Genomic DNA, 18,955 nt, shown 5'->3' on the forward strand with positions numbered 1-18,955 from the left:
GATCAGGAAGTGCGAATTGCACGAAGCGCTTCAGGCGTTGGTACACGGTGTCGTTTGAGCCGGGAAGGTCAACGATCTGGACGAGCTGGTAAAGAACGACGCTTCGTGCCTGAATCACGGCCAAGATCAGGGCGCTCAAGACGGTCAGGCGACGAGGATCCAGCGGGAAGTGCTCAGCAAGCAGGGCAGTGAGGCTAGACTGAGCGGGTCGGCTCCGGGGGTCTTTCATCGCAGAAAACACCGTACAGGAGCCGACTTCTCAAGTCTCCATCTGACTTTTGACCCCTAGAGAGGGAACCGCGTTTCATGCGTTCGTCTGGCGAGTTCAAGGCTGAGAAAGTCAGGCGCTCCATCCTCAAAGAGCGCAAACAGAAGGCGACCTTCGACCCGTCAAAGATTGTCCGCTACCCGTTCAAGCCGTTTGACGTTCGCCGGGCCTACCTGAGCGCCGACATTGCCCCGCTCTTTTCAAGGCCAGCGCCAGAGCTTTTGCAAAATCACACGCCGGACAACGCCTATTTCATCACACGAGATATGGCGGATAACGCGGATGAAGGCGTGCCGTTCTATTTCTCTAGCGTTGTTGCCGATTACGACAGCCTCGGCGGTCATGCACGGCACTTCCCCATCCTCCTCACCAACCCTCCGCCAACTCCAGACACCCTCTTTTCCTCTCCCCAACCCCAAACCCGCGCCAACCTGTCGGCCCGTGCCCGCGCTTACCTGGCCGAACTGGGCGCACCCGACCCCGACTCGTCGCCGGCGGCGGCGGCGCTGCTGTGGCATCACGCGCTGGCGGTGGGGTTTAGCGGGGCTTACCTGCGCGAGAACGCGGGCGGGGTGGCCGCCGACTGGCCGCGCATTCCGCTGCCCGCGTCGCTGGAGGCGCTGCGGGATTCGGCGCGGCTGGGGGCGCGGGTGGCGGCGCTGCTGGACGACCCGGCGGCGGACACCGGGGCCGAGCTGGGGGCGGTGGGGCGGCTGAAACGGGTGGACGCGGCGCAGGCCGAGGCGCAGGGCTACGCGGTGCGGGCGGGGTGGGGCACCCTGCAACGCGGCAGCGTGGTGATGCCGGGGCGCGGGCGCACGACCGAACGGGCCGCGCCGCAGGGCCTGCCGCCAGAACTGGGCGAGCGGGTGCTGGACGTGGCCCTGAATGACGGTTGGGTGTGGGAAAACGTGCCGCTGAGCGTGTGGGGCTACACCGTGGGTGGGTATCAGGTGCTCAAGAAGTGGCTGAGCTACCGCGAGTTTGCCGTGCTGGGCCGGGCGCTGACGCTGGAAGAAGCCCGCGAGTTCAGCCGCATCGCCCGCAGGCTAGCGGCGCTGGTGCGGCTGGGGCCAGCGCTGGACGCGAACTACGCGGCGGTGCGGGGGGCGGTGTGGGGGTGGGGGTCCGGGAACTAGAGCGCAAAGCTCAGGAGGGGCGCTCCGCCAGCAGCCGGTCCACCAGCAGCGCCCCCCCCAGCACTGCCGGAATCCCGCCCCCCGGATGCACCCCGGTGCCCACCTGCCAGAACCGGGGATGCACGCGGTAGGGCTGCGGGTGCAGGGGGCCGCCGCGCCAGGCGGGGAGGGCCAAGCCGTAAATCGCGCCGCCGGGGTGCCCACCTGCCGCGTAGTGGGCCGGGGTCAGGGCCACGACGTCCCGCGCCGAGGCGAGCAGGCCGGGCACGCCGAGGAGGCGCTCGACCCGCCCCACCTGAGCACGCACCCAGGGATGGTCCGGGCCGAGGTCGCGCCCGGTGGCGGGGGCAGTCAGCAGCACCGCGAGGCGGGGGCCGTCGGCGTGGACGAGGGCGAGGGTGTCCGGGGGAAGCGCCCCGGCCCGCATGGCCCCCCGAAAGGTCCCGAAGTCGGCGGGCGGCAGCACCGAGGTTGCGGGGAGGGGCGCAGGTCCCGGCAGCGCGGCATAGAGGGCCACCCCGCTCACGGTGCGCCGGGAGACGGGCGAGCGGACCGGGCGGCCCAGGAGGGCGGAGAGCCGCGCTGGGTCCAGGGCGCTCACGAGGAGGTCGTGACGGCGTTCCTCTCCGCCCCGCAGGGTCAGGGCCGCGCGGGCGGGGTCGACCCGCACGACCTCGGCCCCCTCCTCCACCCGCACCCCTCGCGCCCGCCCCAGCGCGAGCAGGGTGTCCAGCAGCGCCCCCATGCCAGCGGCGGGCCGCGACACGTCTCCGGCGACGAAGGCCGGAAGCAGGGCGTAGAGGGCGGGGGCGTCCCCTGGGGCGAGGCCCGCGTTCAGGGCGTGCGTGGCCACCGCATGCGCGAGGGCCGGGGGCAGCCGCCGCGAGCGCACCCAGCCCAAAGCGGTGAGGTGCCCCCCGGTCGCTCGGAAGAGGGCCGCACCCCCCTGCCGGAAGGCCGGGTCGCTCAGGCGGGGCGGGGTGGTTAGCAGCGTGGTGAGGTGCGCTGACAGCGCCCGCGCCGGGGCTGCGTACTCGCCCCAGGCCGCGTGCAGCGGGTGCCCCGGCGGAACGGGCAGCGGCACCGTCCCAAAGGGCGTGTGGTGCAGCCCCAGGCCACCGGGGAGGGGGCGCAGCTCCAGGGGGTCGGCGGGTTCCTCCAAGCGGGCCAGGAACGCCCGCCAGACCTCCGGCAGGGTCAACAGGCTCGGCCCGGTGTCGAAGGCCAGCCCACCCACCTCCACCCGCCGCAGCTTGCCCCCAGCCCGGTCGCGCTCGTACACGGTGACCCGGTGCCCCCGGTGCGCCAACAGCGCGCCCAGGGCAAGGCCCGCCAGCCCCCCACCCAGAATCCCGATGGCTGAGGGCTGGCGGCTGGCCGCTGGCCGCTGACGGCTTTTCAAGGCCACAGCCCCCGCGCCAGCAGGTACACGAGCGGCACCCCCGCGACCGTGCCCACCAGCCAGGGCGAGAGGATGCTCAGGGGATAGAGCCGGGCGGCCCGCTGGGGGGTGGGCGAGCGGTGCAGCGCGAGCGCGAGGCCCCCGCACACCCCCCACAGGGCGAGGGCGGTGAGGCGCGACACGGGCCACAGCAGCGCTCCCGCGAGGCCGAACCACCCCAGGGCGTAGAGGGCGGTGCCGCGCACCCCCAGCGTGGTCGCCACCGTCCGCACCCCGGCGGCGCGGTCGGCGGGCACGTCCTGCGCGGCGTCAAAGGCGTGCTTGCCGACGGCGTAAGCCATCAGGGCAGCGAGGGGCAGCGCGGGCACAGGGTCCCCCAGCGCCAGCGCCGGAAGCGCGAGGGGCAGCGCGTAGGCCACGTTGCTCAGGCCGTCGAGAAAGGGCCGGGCCTTGAGCCGCACCGGGGGCACGCTGTAGGCCGCAAACAGCAGGGCCGAGAGCAGCAGCGCGGCCAAGGCGGCGGGCGGCAACAGCAGCCCCAGCACCGCCAGAAACGGCCCGTTGACGAGCAGCACCGCCCGGAGCAGCGGCCTTTCCTCGCCGGACCGCAGCCGCGCCCCCTGCCAGCCTCCCTTGCGTGCCGAAGCGGCGTCCTCCTCGCGGTCGGCGAGGTCGTTGAGGCCGTAAATCAGCAGGTTAAAGGGCAGGGTGAGGTACGCGAGCAGCGCGAGCAGCCCCGGTTCCAGGGTCCACAGCCGCCCGGTGAGCCACAGTCCCACCACGAGCGGCCCCACCGTATTGACCCACAGGGCGGGGCGCGACACGGCGAGCAAGCGGCGCAGGGTCAGGGGAGCAGGAAGAGTCAGGGAATGCATCGGGGAGGGCGAACGCAGGTCGCTGCTCGGCATTCTAGGGGGCCGGGGCCGGGACAGGTTGCCGCCCGGTCCGGCGGCCCCAGGCTCCGGGGCGTGTCACCCTGAGCACGAGAAACCTTACGGTCCGGTCGCGCCCGGCGTGGCCCAATAGAGCCGAGCCGCCGGGGTCTAGACTGCCTTGCTGCCCCCTTTCCCCCACCCCGCCGACTTCCCCCCGCGACTGCTCCAGGAGCCTCATGCCCGAAGACACCCTGCCCGACACCACCCCCCTCTTCACGGCTGCCGAGGCCGAGATGCGCACCGGGGTGCCCGCCGCCACGCTGCGGCAGTGGGAACGGCGCTACGGCATTCCGGCTCCGGCCCGCAGCGCGAGCGGCTACCGGATGTATTCGCCCCTTGACCTCGCGCAGATAGAGCAAATGCAAGCCCTCTTGCAAGCGGGGGTGCCCGTCAGCCGCGCCGCCGAACTCGCCCGGCAAGAACAGCGCCGCGCCACCCCGGCCCCCGCCCCGCCGCCCCCCACCCCGCAGCAGCGGCTTTCCGGCGAGTTGTTGGGGGCGCTGCTGCGGCCTGACCTGGAACGGGCGGCGGCGGTTCTCAGTGAGGCGCACGCGCAGTTTCCGGTCGAAGAGGTGGTGCTGGGGGTGATCGCCCCCACGCTGGTCGAAATCGGCACCCTCTGGGCGCGGGGCGAGATTACGGTCGCGCACGAGCATCAGGCCAGCGCCTACCTGCGCGGGCGGCTGATGGGGCTGCTTGACCTCGCGGGCCGCGCCGAGTTTGGACCGCGGGTGCTGGCGGCCTGTGCTCCCGGCGAGCGGCACGAGATTGGATTGCTCATTTTGGTGCTGCTGCTGCGCCGCCGGGGGGTGCAGGCCGAGTATCTGGGGGCTGACCTGCCCCTGGCCGACCTCGCCGCCTATGCCCGGCAGCGCCCCGCCGACGCTGTGCTGCTGGCCCTCAACGGCGAGTGGGCACTGGAACCTACCCGCGCCCAGCTCGTTGCCCTGCGGGGGCTGAGGGTCCCCATCTTTTACGGCGGCGGGCTGCTCAATCTGCGGCCCGCCCTCGCCACCGAACTCGGCGGGCACTTTGCCGGAGCGGACGCGGCGCGAGCTGCCGACACCATCGTCGCGGCGCTGCGCCCCGGCGCACCCCACCCCGGCAAGCAGGAGGAGCCATGAAGATTCTGGTCACCGGAGCGAGTGGATTTGTGGGGCGGGCCATCGTCGCCGAACTCGTGCGGCGCGGGCATGAGGTCACGGCGGGGTCCCGCCGGGGCACCGATTTGCCGAGTGCGCCCGGCGTGGCCCTGGACGTGACGGACCCCGCCAGCGTGCGGCGGGCGGTCGAAGCAACCCAGCCGGAAGCGCTCGTGCACCTCGTCGGCATCATCGCGGAGGAAGGCACCCAGACCTTTCAGCGGGTGCACGTCGAAGGCACCCGGCACGTGCTCGCGGCGGCTCCGCGCCCGGTGCGCTACCTGCACATGAGCGCCCTGGGCGCGGACGAGGCAAGTAAAAGCGGGTACAGCCGCTCCAAGGCTCAGGCCGAAGCGCTGGTGCGGGCCAGCGGACTGGACTGGACCATCTTTCGGCCCAGCCTGATTTTTGGCCCCGGCGACGACTTCTTCGGGCGGGTGCTGCGCGACCTCGTGAGCACAGCTCCGGTCGTGCCCCAAATCGGCCAGGGGCAGTTTCCCTTTCGGCCTATCAGCGTGGAGGACGTGGCGCTGGCCTTTGCGGGGGCGCTGGACCGCCCGGAGACGGTGGGGCAAACCTACGAGCTGACTGGCCCGGAGGAATACACCTTCCGCGAGCTGCTGGAACTGGAGCTGGGGGCGCTCGGCAAGCGCAAGCCCATCGTGCCCGTGCCCCTCGCGCTGATGGACCTCGCCGTTCCCCTGATGGGCCTGTTGCCCAAGCCCCCCATCACCCGCGACCAGTACGCGATGCTCAAGGCCGGGAACACCGCCCCCCCCGACCGCTCCCGCGACACCTTTGACCTCCCGCTGCGGCGGCTGCCCGATGCGCTGCCGGAGATTTTAGGGCGGCGCTGAGGCCCCCTAGGCTCAGAGGCTCTTGGGCAGCTCCTGCAAGTAAGTGACGGGCAGGGTGCTCTCGCCCTGTTTGAAGGCGGCGAGGTACCCGACGAGCCTGCCCCCAGCGCGTTCCACCAAGCGGGCGAGGGCCTGCGCCGTGCCCCCCGACGCAATCACATCCTGCACGACGAGCACCCCCCTGCCGCGCAGCCGGGCCGCGTGGGGACCGTCCAGCCACAGGGTTTCGGCCACGCCCATGGTCATGCTGGGCACGTCCTGAATCAGGGGGTTTTGCATGTAGGTGCGGCGCTTTTTGCGGGCCACGACGTAGGGAATGCCAGAGCGGTCGCTGAGTTCGTGGGCGAGGGGCACGGCGTTGGTGACCACCGTCAGCAGCACTTCGGTGCTCGGCGGAATCCGGGACAGGAGGGCTTCGGCGACGGCGTTGGTGAACTCGCTGTCGCCCAGAAACTCGACGAGGGGCACCCGCCCCACGCTGCCCACCCGCACGGTAGGAAGCTCGCGGGTGACGGTTCCGACGGTGACGCGCAGGCCGGGGTGCTGGGGGCCAGTCGGGGCAGCGGGGGCAGGAGTAGAGGTCATGGCCCTACCCTATCCTCCCGGCCCGGCCTGCGAAAAGGCAGCTTTACGAAAAAAGCGGCAGGTGACCCAGCGCGATGACGTCGGGGCGCTCTTGGCCCTCGGTGAAGACGGCCACGACCGCCGCGACCTCGCCGCCCACCTCCTCGATAATCTGCCGCAGCGAATGCAGGGTGCCGCCGCTGGACACCACGTCGTCCACGATGGCGACCCGCTTGCCGCGCACCTTGGGCACATCAAAGCCGTCGAGCACCAGAAGTTGCGGCTTGCCGGTGGTGATGCTGACGACCTCGCGAGCGACCGGGTCGACCATGTAGGGCTTTTCGGTCTTGCGGATGACGATGTAGGGCTTGCCCGTCTCGCGGCTGAGGACGTGCGCGAGCGACAGGGCCTTGACCTCCGGCGTGACCAGCACGTCGATGTCGTTCGGCAGGCGGGCGGCCAGGGCGCGTCCGGCGGCCTCGGTCACCTCGGTATCGCCCAGCATGTTGAAGAGAGCCACGCTGACGCCGGGGCTGACCTCCACCACCGGCAGCTCCCGCGTCACGTCTCCGACTTCGACCTTGTGCGTTCTCACGCGCCAAAGTGTAGCGCCCGCAGTCCGGGACCTGCCGCCTGCCCCAGCGCGACGACCGCCTCAACCCCCCGTGGCCCCAGCCGGGCCATAAACCCCGCATCCTCGCGGGAGGACATCGCGCTGTCGAGGGCCACGCAGCGCCCGCCCCGGTAGGTCAGCGGCTCGCCGGGACCGGCAGAGGACCACCCGCCCCCCAGCAGCGCCACCGGGGTGTGCCCGTGCGCCAGCCGCTGCCCCCCAAAGGTGCTCAGCATGGCGGTGACCAGCGCCTCTCCGCCCGGCTCGGCAAAGGCGAAGCGGGCCGCGAACGCCCCCGCCAACTGCGCCCACGCCTGCGGGTCGTCCCCCCCCAAGCGGCGGCGCACGGCGGCATTGACGGCCTCGACGCTCTCTCCCAGTTCCAGGTACAGCGGGCTATCGGCGTGCACGAGCAGCCAGCGCCCGGCGCGGGCCAGGGCCGGACGCGCCGCGAGCCAGGCGAGGTCTGCATCATCCAGGCGCTCTAGGTCGGCGGGTTGGCCGCCATTTTCGAGCCAGTACTCGCGCAGGCCGCTGGGGTCGCGCCGCCGGGAGCCGAAGCGCCGCGCCCCCAGCAGCATCACCTCGTGGTTGCCCAGCAGGGCGGTCACCCGTCCGCCCGCCCGCGGTGCCTGCACCTCCAGCGCCCGCACCAGCCGCACCACCTCTGCCCCGTCCGGCCCCCGGTCGAGGTAATCGCCCAGAAAGACGAGGTGGGCCGCGCCGCCCGTCCAGCCCGCGTCCTCCCCGATGAGGCCCGCCCCGCGCAGGAGTGCTCGCAACTTGCCGGGAACCCCATGCACGTCGCCCACCACCCAGAGGGGGGGCGCGGAACCCGCCGGGGTCATCGGGTTGGCTCTCCGGCCTCCGCTGGGGGGGGTTCTGCGGGGGTCTCGCGGGCCTCGTCTTGGGGGGGCGGCAGGGTGCGCCAGCCCGTCATGCGATCCGTGATGTCCTGCTGAAGCCGCCGCACATTGCCCTCCATCCGCGAGCGGGCGGTTTCGAGCTGATGGCGCAGGCGCATGATTTCCTCGACGCCAGCGAGATTGACGCCGAGTTCTTGGGTGAGCCGACGAATCTCGCGCAGGTGTTCGATGTCGCGTTCAGAGTACAGCCGGGTCTTGCCGCTGCTGCGCCCCGGACGAATAAGCTGCTTGCGCTCATAGAGCCGCAGGGTTTGGGGGTGCATGTCCACCAGCTCGGCAGCAACCGAAATCACATAGACGGGGCGGTCTTTGGGGTCCACCTTGCCGTCTTCGGGGGCGGGTTGAGGGGTCTTTGCCCGCTCGCGCAGCTCGTCTTCCAGCCGCTCAATCTCGGCCTCAAACTCACCCTGGAGGTCGTCGAGTTCGTGCTGAAGGCGCATGACCTCCTCGACGCCAGCGAGGTTGACGCCGAGTTCTTGGGTGAGGCGGCGAATCTCGCGCAGGTGCTCGATGTCGCGCTCAGAGTACAGCCGGGTCTTGCCGCTGCTGCGCCCCGGACGAATGAGGCCCTTGCGCTCGTAGAGCCGCAAGGTCTGGGGGTGCATGTCCACCAGCTCGGCAGCGACCGAAATCACATAGACGGGGCGGTGCTTGGCATCGGCGGGCATACGTGCCTTGAGTATACCGGAGGCAACCTTTTTGAAGGTGGCCGGGGGTGGCAAAGGGCACCGGGGCGGCGCACCCCCGCTATCATCCCCGCATGACCTCCTCTTCTCCGGACCTGGCCGCCCTGCTCGACCGCGCAGGGGCCGAGCGCGAACTGTTCGAATTGCTGCGCATTCCCTCGGTGAGTGCCGACCCCGCCCGCCGGGACGACATGGCGCGGGCCGCCGAGTTCCTGCGGCAGAAGCTGGCGTCGCTGGGCTTTACGGCGCGGGTCGACGCCACCGCCGGGCATCCCCTGGTGTACGCCGAGCGCCTGAACGCTCCGGGGCAGCCCACCGTGCTGATTTACGGGCACTACGACGTGCAGCCCGAAGCCCCGCTGGAGGAGTGGGCGACACCTCCCTTTGAGCCGACCGTGCGGGAGGGCCGCGTCTATGCCCGTGGGGCCACCGACGACAAGGGGCAGGCTTATGCCCACGTGCGCGGCGCAGAGCTGCTGCTCTCGCAGGGTGAGCTGCCCGTCAACGTCAAGTTCCTGCTGGAGGGTGAAGAGGAGGTCGGCAGCCCCAACCTCGAACCCTACCTGCGCGAGCACGCGGGGGAACTGCGGGCCGACGTCATCGTCATTTCGGACGGCAGCCGCTTTGCGCCGGACGTGCCCACCGTGACCTACGGCCTGCGGGGGCTGAGCTACGTCGAGATTCACGTGCAGGGGCCGGGCCGTGACCTGCATTCGGGGTCCTATGGGGGGGCCGCGCCCAATCCCATCAATGCGCTGTGTGACATCATCGCCCGCCTCAAGGACGACCAGGGGCGCGTCACCATCCCCGGCTTCTATGACGGGGTGGAGGAGCCGACCCCGGAAGAGCGCGAGATGTGGGCGCGGCTCCCGCACTCTGACGAGGAGTTCGCGGCCTCCATCGGGGTTCCGGCCCTTCCCGGCGAGGCGGGGTATTCCACCCTGGAGCGGCTCTGGGCGCGGCCCACCCTCGATGTGAACGGCATCTGGGGCGGCTACCAGGGCGAGGGCAGCAAGACGGTGATTCCGGCCAAAGCGGGCGCGAAGGTATCCATGCGCCTAGTGCCCGGCCAGGACCCGGAGCGCATCACCCGGCTCATCACGGAGTATGTCCCCACCATCGCCCCCGCTGGTGTCCGGGCCGAGGTGCACGCACACCACGGCGGGCAACCCGTCAAAGTGGACCTCGACTCTCCCTTTGTCAAAGCCGCCGACCGCGCCCTGCGGCGGGTGTACGGCCAGCCCGCCGCCTTCGCCCGCACGGGCGGCAGCATCCCCATCGTGGCGGCCTTCCGGGCGCTGCTGGGCGCTCCGGTGCTGCTCGTGGACTTCGGCCTCAACGAGGACGCGCCGCACTCGCCCAACGAAAGCTTCGCCCTGGAGGACTACCACAACGGCATCCTGACGAGCGCGTATCTGCTTCAGGAGTTGGCGCAGTGAGGAGGCTCGTGGCGTGTGGCCCGTGGCTTGTAGGGAAGGCTCGGCCACTTTTCTCTACGCCACGAGCGACAAGCCACAAGCGTGCAGCGGGCCACCCATGATTCTCGGCTTCCTCGCCTCCCACGGCGGCAGCGCGGCCCGCTTTCTGACCGAGGCTTGCCGGAACGGGCGGCTGAATGCCGTGCCTGTCGCCCTCGCGAGCAACAACAGCGGCAGCCCCGCGCTGGCCTGGGCGCGGGAGGCGGGGCTGCGGGCGGCGCACCTCAGCGCGGCGCGGTACCCGGACCCGGACGCGCTTGATGGGGCCATCCTGGCCTTCCTGCGGGGGGCGGGCGTCGACACCTTGGTCCTCAGCGGCTACATGAAGGCGCTGGGGCCGCAGGTACTCGCCGCCTACGCGGGCCGGGTGCTCAACATTCACCCCAGCCTGCTGCCCCGGCACGGCGGGCGCGGGATGTACGGCGACCGGGTGCACGCAGCGGTGCTGGCCGCCGGGGACCCAGAATCGGGCGCGACCGTCCACCTCGTCACAGCGGGCATCGATGAGGGACCGGTGCTCGCGCAAGCGCGGGTGCCCGTGCTCCCCGGCGACACCGTGGAAAGCCTCAAGGCGCGGGTGCAGGCGATAGAAGGCGAGCTGCTCCTGGGGGCGCTGCGCGAGCTGGCCTGATTTGCATTTTGTGACCTCAGCCGCTAAGCTTCTGTGCGCTGGAACGGTGCCCGAGTGGTTGAAGGGGCACGCCTGGAAAGCGTGTATACGGGCAACCGTATCGAGGGTTCGAATCCCTCCCGTTCCGCCACAGCAGGAGAGGGGACCGCCGCAAGCGCGTGACGGTCCCCTCTCCCCTTTTTTCCTGTTTCCTGGACGGGGCAGCTTAGCGCCCCCCCGCTCGCCACGCGCTCAGGAGCGGCAACAGCGACAGCACCGCGCAGCCGTAGGCCAGGGCCGGAAAGCCCGCCGCCGCAATCACGACCCCGCCCAGCAGGGTTCCGGCTCCGGCGGCCACGTAGCCCAGCCCGTCGGTGACCCCCTGAGCGGCGGGCCAACGCGAGAGGGCCTTGCTGCCCGCGACGAAGGTGAGGTTCCAGCCCAGCCCCAGCAGAAACATGCTCAGGCCAAGCGGGGTGGTCCCCGGCAGGGGCGCGGTGAGGGCCGCGACCGCGAGCAGGGCCGCGCCGCCCCCATAGCCCAGCCGCACCCCCAGGCGGTCAATCAGCGGCCCGGTCAGCCAGCCAAAGCCGAACATGCCCGCAATATGCACCGAAATCAAGACGGCCACCCCGGCGTGGCTGACGCCCATCTCGTGGGCGCGGTGGGGGGTCAGGCTCATGAGGGTCACCATCAGGCCCTGTGCGGTGGCGAGGGCCAGGGCAGTCGAGCGCACGCCGGGCTGCCGAAAGGTGGCCGCGAGGCGGGGCCGCGCTTTTCTGGCCCCCCCCGCCGGACCCGCCACCGGACGCCACGCCAGCAGCAGCAGGGCCGCCACGCCCAGCAGCCCGCCGCCCACCAACCATCCGGCGACTTCGGGGGAGGTGCCCAGCGCCGCGCCCAGCCGCTCAACCGCGCCGGAAAAGCCGGTCATCAGCAGCGACCCGACGACGCTCATCAGCATGAGGAGGCCCAGGGCGGTGCCCCGGTGCGCCTCCGGCACGCTCTCGGCGGCGGCGTAGCGGGCCTGCTGATAGCCCCCCTGCGCCGCGCCCATCAGTGAAGCCCCCAGCAAAAAGACGGGCAAGAGGCCCGCCCGCGCCCCCGCAAAGCCCAGCCCGGCTCCGGCGGCCCCCAGCGCAAAGGCTGAAGCCAGCCCAAAGCGCCGCCCCCGCGAGAGCATCAGCGCCCCGAACAGCCCCGCCGAGAGCGCTGCCGACGCGCTGATGAGGGTAGCGGGGAGGCCTATCAGGGACGTAAAGCCCAAGTTGCCCACCACCAGCGCCGCGAGGATGGTGCTGACGGTGGTGGCCCCAGTCGCCAGCGCCTGCGCCAGATAGAGCGGAGCGAGCCGCTCTAGGCCGCCGCGCCGCAAGCCGGACGGAGGCGCGGCGGCAGCGGTGGCCGGGGGACCGGAAGGCTCAGCCACCCTGGGCAGCCCAGCGTTCGTTGACGGCAGTACGCAGGTACGCGGTGACGTCCTCGGTGCTGGTCCCCGGCGTAAAGACGCGGCCTACGCCCAGTTCCTCCAGCTTGGGGAGGTCCTGGTCGGGGATGATGCCACCCCCGAAGAGGATGATGTCTTCGGCCCCCCGCTCTTTGAGCAGCGCGGAGACCTCGCGGAAATAGTGCATGTGCGCCCCAGAGAGCACGCTGAGGCCGATGGCGTCCACGTCCTCTTGCAGGGCCGCGTTCACAATCATCTCGGCGGTCTGACGCAACCCGGTGTAGATGACTTCCATTCCGGCGTCGCGCAGGGCGCGGGCCACCACCTTGGCCCCGCGGTCGTGCCCGTCCATGCCGGGCTTGGCAATCAGGACCCTGATGCGGCGGTCTTCCATGTCTGTTTCCTCCTCACGAGCGTTTGCGGGCATCCTAGCGCGGGCACCGGGGAAGTTCGGCCCAGACGCCTACCGTGCCGCCCGCTCTAGTCGCGCCACCACCCGTTCCTGCCCCAGCGCTTCGAGCATCTCGAACAGGCCGGGGCTTTCGCTGGTCCCGGCGACCGCCGCCCGCAGGGGCTGCATCACCTTGCCGGGCTTGAGGCCGCGCTCCTCGGCAAAGGCCCGCAGCGCCGCTTCAATGACCGTTTGGTCAAAGGCGGGCAGGGTCTTCAGCCGGGCCGCGAGGTCAGCCAGAAAGGGGCGGCCTTCCTCCAGCAGCTTCTGCGCCTTCTCGGTGACCGGGTACTCCTCGGACCAGAAGTAGGGGGTCTTTTCCAGGAACTCCGAAAAGACGTCCATGCGCGGAATCATCATTCGGACCACGGCACGGAAAGAGTCGTCGAGGGGGAGGGAATGCCCTTGCCCGGCGAGGTAGGCGTGCAGCCGCCCCGCGACCTCCTCTTCACTCAGGACCTCGCGCAGGTATTTGCCGTTCATCCACCTGAGCTTGTCGAGGCTGAACACGGGGCCGCCCAGGGTCACGTCCTCCAGCCGGAAGACGCGCTGGAACTCGGCGAGGTCGAAGATTTCCCGGCCCTCCGGATGGGTCCAGCCCATCGTGGCGAGGAAGTTGAGCATGGCCTCCGGCAAGAAACCCTGGTCCAGGTACCACTCCACCGAGGTGGGGTTCTTGCGCTTGCTGATTTTGCTGCGGTCCGCGTTGCGCAGCAGCGGCATGTGCGCCCAGACGGGTTCGGGCCAGCCAAAGGCCCGGTACAGCAGCACGTGGATGGGCGTGGAGGGAATCCACTCCTCGGCGCGGACGACGTGGGTGACCCCCATCCGGCGGTCGTCCACGACGTTGGCGAGGTGGTAGGTGGGATAGCCATCCGCCTTGAGCAGCACCTTGTCGTCAATCTCGCGGTTTTGGAAGGTGATGGGGTCGCGCAGGAGGTCATGCACGACGGTCTGGCCCTCGCGGGGCACCTTCAGGCGAATGACCGCTGCCTCGCCCGCGTCCACCCTGGCCTGCGCCTGAGCCGGGGTCAGGTCGCGGCTGGGCACCTGAATGACGCGGCCTTCTTTCTGGGCGGCTTCGCGCAGGGCCGCCAGCTCTTCGGGCGTCTCAAAGGCGTAGTAGGCGTGCCCGGAGGCAACCAGCTGCCGGGCCGCGTCGCCGTAGAGGTCCAGGCGCTCGGACTGGCGATAAGGCCCGTGAGGGCCGCCCTGGAGGGGAGATTCATCGGGGGTGAGGCCCAGCCACTCCATCATCTCGAAGATGCGCCGCTCACTGTCCGCGACGTAGCGGCCCCGGTCAGTGTCCTCGATGCGGAGGATAAAGCGGCCCTCCTCGCCCCGGTGCCGGGCCTGCGCCGCGAGGGCATGGTTAAAAAGGCCGATGTAGGCGGTCCCGACGTGCGGGTCTCCGGTAGGACTGGGGGCAATGCGGGTGACGACAGGCATACGGGGGCCATGTTATACGGACTCCGCTGGACAGGTTTCCTGGTAAACCCAAAATCCGAGCCGAGAGCGAGGAGGAGAGAAACGGATTCCGTCTGTTTCGTGAACACATCGGAAGGGCGCCGATTTGTTAACTCTACTCCCGGAATCCGTATAACTTGGTCGGGAGACAGGGCGGGGGCGGGGCGTCCTATTCTCGTTGTCATGCTCTCGGCCCAGACCACCCGTTTGTTCGGCTTCTACCCCGGCACCGTCGCCCTCGTGACCGCCGAGCACCTGGGGACGCGCAATCTGCTCAGCGTGGGCTGGCACACTGCCCTGAGTATGGAGCCGCCGCTGTATGGGGTGGCGGTGGGACGCGAGCGGGCGACCTCCCCGCTGATGCGCGGCAGCGGGCGCTTTGGCGTGAACTTCCTGCCCTTCGTGCGCGCGAGAGCCGGGCAGGGGGCGGGGGTGCTCAGTCTGCACGACCTGGCGGCGGGCGGGGAGGACAAGTTTGAGCGGCTGGGACTGGAGACGCTGCCGGGGGTGGGATTGGCGCTGGCGGACGCCTACCTCCACTACAGCTGCGAGGTGGCGGAGGTCGTGCCGACTGGCGACCACGACCTCTTCGTCGGGCGCGTGACCGAGGTCCGCTACGACCCGGCGCTGTACGACGACACGGGTCTTTTCACCGGGGAGGCCGCCGTGTACCTGGGCCGCAGCGCCTACGTGACGACGACGCGGGAGCGGGCGGTCTACCCGCCGGAGGTCTTTGGGGACTGAGCTGCGTCGCGCCCCCGCGCCACGTCGCGCACCCCCCGGCGCCCGAAGGCGTGGGCGAGGTCGCGCTCGGAGAGGCGCAGCACGGTGGGCCGTCCGTGCGGGCACGACCAGGGCTGCTCGCAGCCCGCCAGGGCGGCGAGCACGGCCTCGCCCCGGCCCGCGTCCAGCATCCCGGCCTTGAGCGCAGGCAGGCAGGCGAGGCGGGCGAGCACCTCGCGCCGGGGGTCAGGGGCGTCGCCCAGGGCCGCCTCGACAATCTGCTCGTGCAGCCGGGGCACTGGGAGGGCGGCCAGGACGGCGGGCAGCGTCCGCAGCCGCGCCAGCCCCGCCCCGAAGTCCTCCAGGGTCAGGCCCCACGCCCGCAGCTCGGCCCCGCGCTCGTGCAGCCGGGCGAGTTGCTCTGGAGTGAGGTGCAGGAGTTCGGGCACAGGCAGCTCGGCGGGCGGCTCAGCCCCCAGTGCCCGCGTGAAGTGCTCGTAGAGGGCGCGTTCGTGTGCCGCGTGCGCGTCCACCACCCACAGGTCACCCTCGCCCTGCGCGAGGAGGTACAGCTCCTGGTAGACGCCGAGCAGGGTGAGGCGCGGAAAGGTGCCGCTCGCAGGGGGCGCGGCGGGCAGCTCCGGCGGGGCGAGGGGTGGGGGGGCGGCCCGCACCAGCGGATGCGCCGCGAGCGCCCCCGCGACCGCCGCCCGCACCCGCGCCGCGACGCCGGGGAGGTCCGCGAGCGCGACGACCTGCTTGGCGGGGTGCACGTTGGGGTTGTGGTCTTCGGGGGCGACGCTGAGGTCAAGGACGCACAGGGGCGCGGCCCCTGGCGGCAGCAGCTCCGCGAAGCCCTCGATAACGGCCCGCTCCAGCTCTGGCGGGGCAAGGATGGGCCGCCCGTTCACGCTGAAGTGCATGCGGTCGCGCCGGGCGCGGGTGAGTTCAGGGCGAGAGACAACCCCGCGCACCCCCTGCGCCTCGACCAGAAGCACCCGGTTGGCGCTCAGCGGCCCGTACACGCTCGCGACCGCGCCCCGGCAGTCGGCGGGGGCGTGGGTCAGCCGGGGGTCGCCGTCCACGGTGAGCCGCCAAAAGAGGCCCGGATGGTGCAGCACGTAGCGCCCCACGAGCGCGGTGATGTCGCGCACCTCGGCGGCAGCGGGGGCCTGGGTGCGGAGGCGAGCGGGCAGCCGGGCAAAGAGGTTCCGGACCGTCACCGTCGTTCCGGCGGGGGCAGAGGTGCGGCGCACGGTCACCTCGTCGCCCAGGGCCGTCACCTCCGCCGCCCCCACCTGCGCCGCCGGGCGGGTCACGAGGCGCAGCTCGCCCGCCTGCGCCGCCGCCCACAGCGCCTCGCCCCGAAAGCCCAGGGTGGTCACCCGCAGGGCCGCGCCTGCGTCGGGGGCCAGCTTGCTCGTCGCGTGTCGGGCGGGGGCCAGAGCGACCGTGTCCGCCGGAATGCCCGCCCCGTTGTCGCGCACCCGGATGAGGGAGAGGCCACCCGCCTCCACCTCGATGTCAATCCGGCTCGCGCCCGCGTCGAGCGCGTTGTCCACGAGTTCGCGCACCACGTCGAGGGGACGTGACACGACCTCGCCGGCAGCAATCAGCCGGGCGACGTGGGGGGGAAGCACCTGGATGGGCATGGTGTGGGGTCGGAGGGTCCAAGGGCCGCAGGGTCTAGGGAGGCTGAAGCCAGAGCGCGGGCTGTTTGCCCCTTAGACCTGTTGACGCTTGGACCCTTAGCCTTCCTCCTTTCTGAGTTCCCGCTGCCAGCGGTGCAGCAGCTCCAGCGCCGCCAGCGGCGTCAGGCGGCCCAGGTCCAGGGCGGCGAGTTCGCGGATAAGTTGGCGGTCGTCGCCGCCTGCGTTCAGGGCGGTCAGCAGCCGAGCGGCGCGGGCGGTGACGGGGGCGGGCAGCCCGGCCAAGCGGGCGACCTCTACCCCGTAGCTCTGGCGGGCCGCGCCGGGGATGACCTGGTGGTAGAAGGTGAGGCCGTTTCCTTCGTCTTCCTCGGCGGCGACGTGCAGGTTGACCAGGCCCGGCAGGTCGGCCTCCAGCCGGGTCAGCTCGAAGTAGTGGGTGGCAAAGAGGGTGTGCGCCCCGGTGCGGTGCAGGTGCTCCAGCGCCGCTTGCGCGATGGCGAGGCCGTCGAGGGTGGAGGTGCCGCGCCCGACCTCGTCGAGAATGACGAGGCTGCGCGGGGTCGCCCCGTGCAGGATGGCCGCGAGTTCGCTCATCTCGACCATGAAGGTGGAGCGGCCCCCCGCGAGGTCGTCGGACGCCCCAATGCGGGTGTGGATAGCGTCGTACACGGGCAGCTCGGCGTGCTCGGCGGGCACAAAGGAACCAATCTGGTGCAGCAGTGCGCAGAGGGCCACCGTCCGCAGGTAGGTGCTCTTGCCCGCCATGTTTGGCCCGGTCAGCAGCAGCGTATGCCGATGCGGGCCGAGTTCGGCGTCGTTGGGCACAAAGCGCCCGCCCGCCCCCCGCTCGACGACCGGATGCCGCGCCTGCACGAGCCGCGCCTCGCCCCCGGAGGTCTGGGGCCGCGTCCAGCCGCACTCGACCGCCAACTCCGCGAGGGCCGCGAGCACGTCCAGCTCGGCAAGCGCCCCCGCTGCCTCGGCCAGCGCTTCGGCGTGGGCGGCCAGGCCATCGCGCAGCCCGGTAAAGACCTCCAGCTCTAGCCTCTGTGCCGCCGCCTCCAGCCGGGCAATCTCGCGCTCGCGCTCGCGCAAATCACTCCGCGTGAAGCGGGCGCGGTCCTTGAGGGTAGCGATTTGGCGGTAGTCGGCAGGGACCTTGGCGAGGTTGGGGCCGCTGACCTCCAGGTAGTAGCCGAAGACGTTGTTGAAGCCCACCTTCAGGCTCCCAATCCCGGTGCGGGCGCGTTCGGCACTCTCCAGCTCGGCGAGCCAGGCTCGGTGCCCCAGCGCTTCAGAACGCAGCCCGTCGAGTTCGGCGTGAAAGCCGTCGCGGATGAGTCCCCCTTCTCCGGCCCGCAGGGGCGGGTCATCCACCAGCGCGGCGCGGATGAGGGTCACCACGTCGGGAAGGCCGCCGAGCCTGGCCCGCAGCCCCCCCAGCAGGCCGTCTTGCCCGCCCAGCAGCCGGGTGGCTTCGGGGAGCAGCTCCAGCGTGCGGGCGAGCGCGGCCACCTCGCGGGGGGTGGCCCGGCGGGTGGCGACGCGGGCCGAGAGGCGCTCTAGGTCGTGCGCCCGGTAGAGCAGCGCCCGCACCCCGCCGCGCAGGTCGGGAGCGCGGGTGAGGGCCTCGACCGCGTCGAGCCGCGAGCGGATGCTGAGTTCGTCGAGGAGGGGTGCCCGCAGCCAAGCCCGCAGCCGCCGCCGCCCACCCGCCGTGCGCGTCTGTGCCAGCACGTCAGTCAGGGTGACCCCCTGCGGGGACTGGGCGTGAAAAATCTCCAGCGCCCGCGCCGCTGCGTCCGCAAGGCGCATGTGGGCACCCGGCTCGTAGCGCACCACCCGGCGCACCATCTCCAGCCGCCCCTGGAGGACCTCGCGGGCATAGCCCAGCACCGCCCCGCAGGCCCGCACCAGGGCCGCGCTCTCCAGCGACCCCGGCACCTCGCCCAGCACTGCCCGCAGCTCACTCCGGGCGGCGTCCTCATCAAAGTTGGCGGGCGAGAGCATGACCGGAAAGCGGGTCTGGAAATCGGCCAGCAGCGCCGGATTGCCCGACAGCTCCGGCGCGAGCAGCACCTCGCGGGCGCGGTGCCGGGCGAGTTCGTCGTACAGCGCCGTGCGGGTATGAAAAGCGGCGCAGCGAAACTCTCCGGTCGAGAGGTCGAGCAGCGCGAGCGCGTACCCGTCCCCGGTCGCTACCGCGCCGAGGTAGTTCTCGTCGGCGGTGAGGAGGCGCTCTTCGGTGACGGTGCCCGGCGTGAGGAGCTGGGTCACCCGGCGCTCGACCAGCCCAGAGCCGGGTTCTTCGATTTGGTCGGCGACCGCCACCCGCACCCCGGCGGCGAGCAGCCGCTCGACCTGCGTATCCAGCGTTCGGACGGGCACCCCCGCCATCGGTGTCGAAAAATCCTTGCTGCTCTTGTGCGTGAGGGCAATGCCCAACAGCCGCGAAAGCCGCTCGGCGTCCTCGCCAAAGGTCTCGTAAAAGTCACCTACCTGAAACAGCAAGACCGAGTTAGGAAACCTGTCCGCAACCTCGTCCCGCAGCTGCACATACTGCTCCAGCATCGGCGGCAGCGGGCCACTCCCTGT

At 71.2% G+C, this 18,955-nt stretch carries 17 protein-coding genes, 1 tRNA gene and 1 pseudogene; 7 read left to right on the forward strand and 12 right to left on the reverse strand.

What is annotated here, in order from left to right; translation table 11 throughout:
* Positions 1–229, reverse strand: a pseudogene (locus H565_RS13715) (IS4 family transposase); the annotation flags it as partial.
* A 77-nt stretch (positions 230–306) separates the two neighbouring features.
* Between H565_RS13715 and H565_RS0100010 the strand changes: the two are divergent.
* The gene (locus tag H565_RS0100010) at positions 307–1,407 is read left to right on the forward strand and encodes a type ISP restriction/modification enzyme (RefSeq protein ID WP_027459230.1); all 1,101 of its coding nucleotides are present in this window, start codon (positions 307–309) and stop codon (positions 1,405–1,407) included.
* Positions 1,408–1,417: 10 nt separating this feature from the next.
* Here the strand turns inward: H565_RS0100010 and H565_RS0100015 are convergent, their stop codons facing one another.
* Positions 1,418–2,809 (reverse strand): phytoene desaturase family protein, encoded by a 1,392-nt coding sequence (locus tag H565_RS0100015; protein ID WP_051363346.1) that lies wholly within the window; start codon positions 2,807–2,809, stop codon positions 1,418–1,420.
* Complete coding sequence (locus tag H565_RS0100020) at positions 2,806–3,684, reverse strand: UbiA family prenyltransferase (RefSeq protein WP_027459232.1); 879 nt, start codon at positions 3,682–3,684, stop codon at positions 2,806–2,808. The genes H565_RS0100015 and H565_RS0100020 overlap by 4 nt, the downstream gene beginning before the upstream one ends.
* A gap of 236 nt (positions 3,685–3,920) precedes the next feature.
* Here H565_RS0100020 and H565_RS13720 point away from each other — a divergent pair, with 236 nt between their 5' ends.
* Both H565_RS13720 and H565_RS0100030 read left to right on the forward strand, forming a co-directional pair.
* A complete protein-coding gene (locus H565_RS13720) occupies positions 3,921–4,868 on the forward strand; it encodes a MerR family transcriptional regulator (protein ID WP_051363328.1) in 948 nt (315 codons plus the stop codon).
* A complete protein-coding gene (locus H565_RS0100030; RefSeq protein ID WP_027459233.1) occupies positions 4,865–5,743 on the forward strand; it encodes a complex I NDUFA9 subunit family protein in 879 nt (292 codons plus the stop codon). The genes H565_RS13720 and H565_RS0100030 overlap by 4 nt, the downstream gene beginning before the upstream one ends.
* Positions 5,744–5,755: 12 nt before the next feature.
* On the opposite strand, the gene H565_RS0100035 is transcribed toward H565_RS0100030, so the two are convergent.
* The 4 genes from H565_RS0100035 to hspR are packed head-to-tail and all read right to left on the reverse strand — an operon-like array spanning position 5,756 to position 8,514.
* Positions 5,756–6,328 carry a phosphoribosyltransferase family protein gene (locus H565_RS0100035; RefSeq protein ID WP_051363329.1) on the reverse strand — a complete coding sequence of 191 codons (573 nt, stop codon included), beginning with the start codon at positions 6,326–6,328 and terminating at the stop codon, positions 5,756–5,758.
* A 43-nt stretch (positions 6,329–6,371) separates the two neighbouring features.
* Positions 6,372–6,902 (reverse strand): phosphoribosyltransferase family protein, encoded by a 531-nt coding sequence (locus tag H565_RS0100040; RefSeq protein ID WP_027459235.1) that lies wholly within the window; start codon positions 6,900–6,902, stop codon positions 6,372–6,374.
* Complete coding sequence (locus H565_RS13725) at positions 6,899–7,768, reverse strand: metallophosphoesterase (protein WP_051363330.1); 870 nt, start codon at positions 7,766–7,768, stop codon at positions 6,899–6,901. The genes H565_RS0100040 and H565_RS13725 overlap by 4 nt, the downstream gene beginning before the upstream one ends.
* Complete coding sequence (hspR, locus tag H565_RS0100050; RefSeq protein ID WP_027459236.1) at positions 7,765–8,514, reverse strand: heat shock protein transcriptional repressor HspR, fused homodimer type; 750 nt, start codon at positions 8,512–8,514, stop codon at positions 7,765–7,767. The genes H565_RS13725 and hspR overlap by 4 nt, the downstream gene beginning before the upstream one ends.
* A gap of 92 nt (positions 8,515–8,606) precedes the next feature.
* On the opposite strand from hspR, the gene H565_RS0100055 reads away from it, so the two are divergent.
* From H565_RS0100055 to H565_RS0100065, 3 genes are all read left to right on the forward strand, one after another.
* Positions 8,607–9,971 (forward strand): dipeptidase, encoded by a 1,365-nt coding sequence (locus H565_RS0100055; protein WP_027459237.1) that lies wholly within the window; start codon positions 8,607–8,609, stop codon positions 9,969–9,971.
* A 97-nt stretch (positions 9,972–10,068) separates the two neighbouring features.
* Positions 10,069–10,641: a phosphoribosylglycinamide formyltransferase gene (gene purN, locus H565_RS0100060; RefSeq protein ID WP_027459238.1), complete on the forward strand. Its 573-nt coding sequence runs from the start codon at positions 10,069–10,071 to the stop codon at positions 10,639–10,641.
* Positions 10,642–10,681: 40 nt separating this feature from the next.
* Positions 10,682–10,771: transfer RNA gene (locus H565_RS0100065), tRNA-Ser, on the forward strand.
* A gap of 75 nt (positions 10,772–10,846) precedes the next feature.
* Here H565_RS0100065 and H565_RS0100070 read toward each other — a convergent pair.
* From H565_RS0100070 to gltX, 3 genes are all read right to left on the reverse strand, one after another.
* On the reverse strand, positions 10,847–11,995 hold the full coding sequence (locus tag H565_RS0100070) for an MFS transporter (protein ID WP_027459239.1): 1,149 nt from the start codon (positions 11,993–11,995) through the stop codon (positions 10,847–10,849).
* 46 nt (positions 11,996–12,041) lie between these two features.
* On the reverse strand, positions 12,042–12,461 hold the full coding sequence (locus H565_RS0100075; protein WP_027459240.1) for a cobalamin B12-binding domain-containing protein: 420 nt from the start codon (positions 12,459–12,461) through the stop codon (positions 12,042–12,044).
* A 69-nt stretch (positions 12,462–12,530) separates the two neighbouring features.
* The gene (gltX, locus tag H565_RS0100080; RefSeq protein ID WP_027459241.1) at positions 12,531–13,967 is read right to left on the reverse strand and encodes a glutamate--tRNA ligase; all 1,437 of its coding nucleotides are present in this window, start codon (positions 13,965–13,967) and stop codon (positions 12,531–12,533) included.
* Between the two features lie 201 nt (positions 13,968–14,168).
* On the opposite strand from gltX, the gene H565_RS0100085 reads away from it, so the two are divergent.
* Positions 14,169–14,729: a flavin reductase family protein gene (locus H565_RS0100085; protein ID WP_027459242.1), complete on the forward strand. Its 561-nt coding sequence runs from the start codon at positions 14,169–14,171 to the stop codon at positions 14,727–14,729.
* On the opposite strand, the gene mutL is transcribed toward H565_RS0100085, so the two are convergent.
* Positions 14,702–16,360 (reverse strand): DNA mismatch repair endonuclease MutL, encoded by a 1,659-nt coding sequence (gene mutL / locus H565_RS0100090; protein WP_027459243.1) that lies wholly within the window; start codon positions 16,358–16,360, stop codon positions 14,702–14,704. The genes H565_RS0100085 and mutL overlap by 28 nt on opposite strands.
* Positions 16,361–16,456: 96 nt before the next feature.
* A partial coding sequence (mutS, locus tag H565_RS13730; RefSeq protein ID WP_425387375.1) for a DNA mismatch repair protein MutS occupies positions 16,457–18,955 on the reverse strand: 2,499 nt, incomplete at its 5' end.

Origin of the sequence: Deinococcus murrayi DSM 11303, assembly GCF_000482805.1 — a bacterium.
In the GTDB taxonomy this organism is placed as follows: Bacteria; Deinococcota; Deinococci; order Deinococcales; family Deinococcaceae; genus Deinococcus; species Deinococcus murrayi.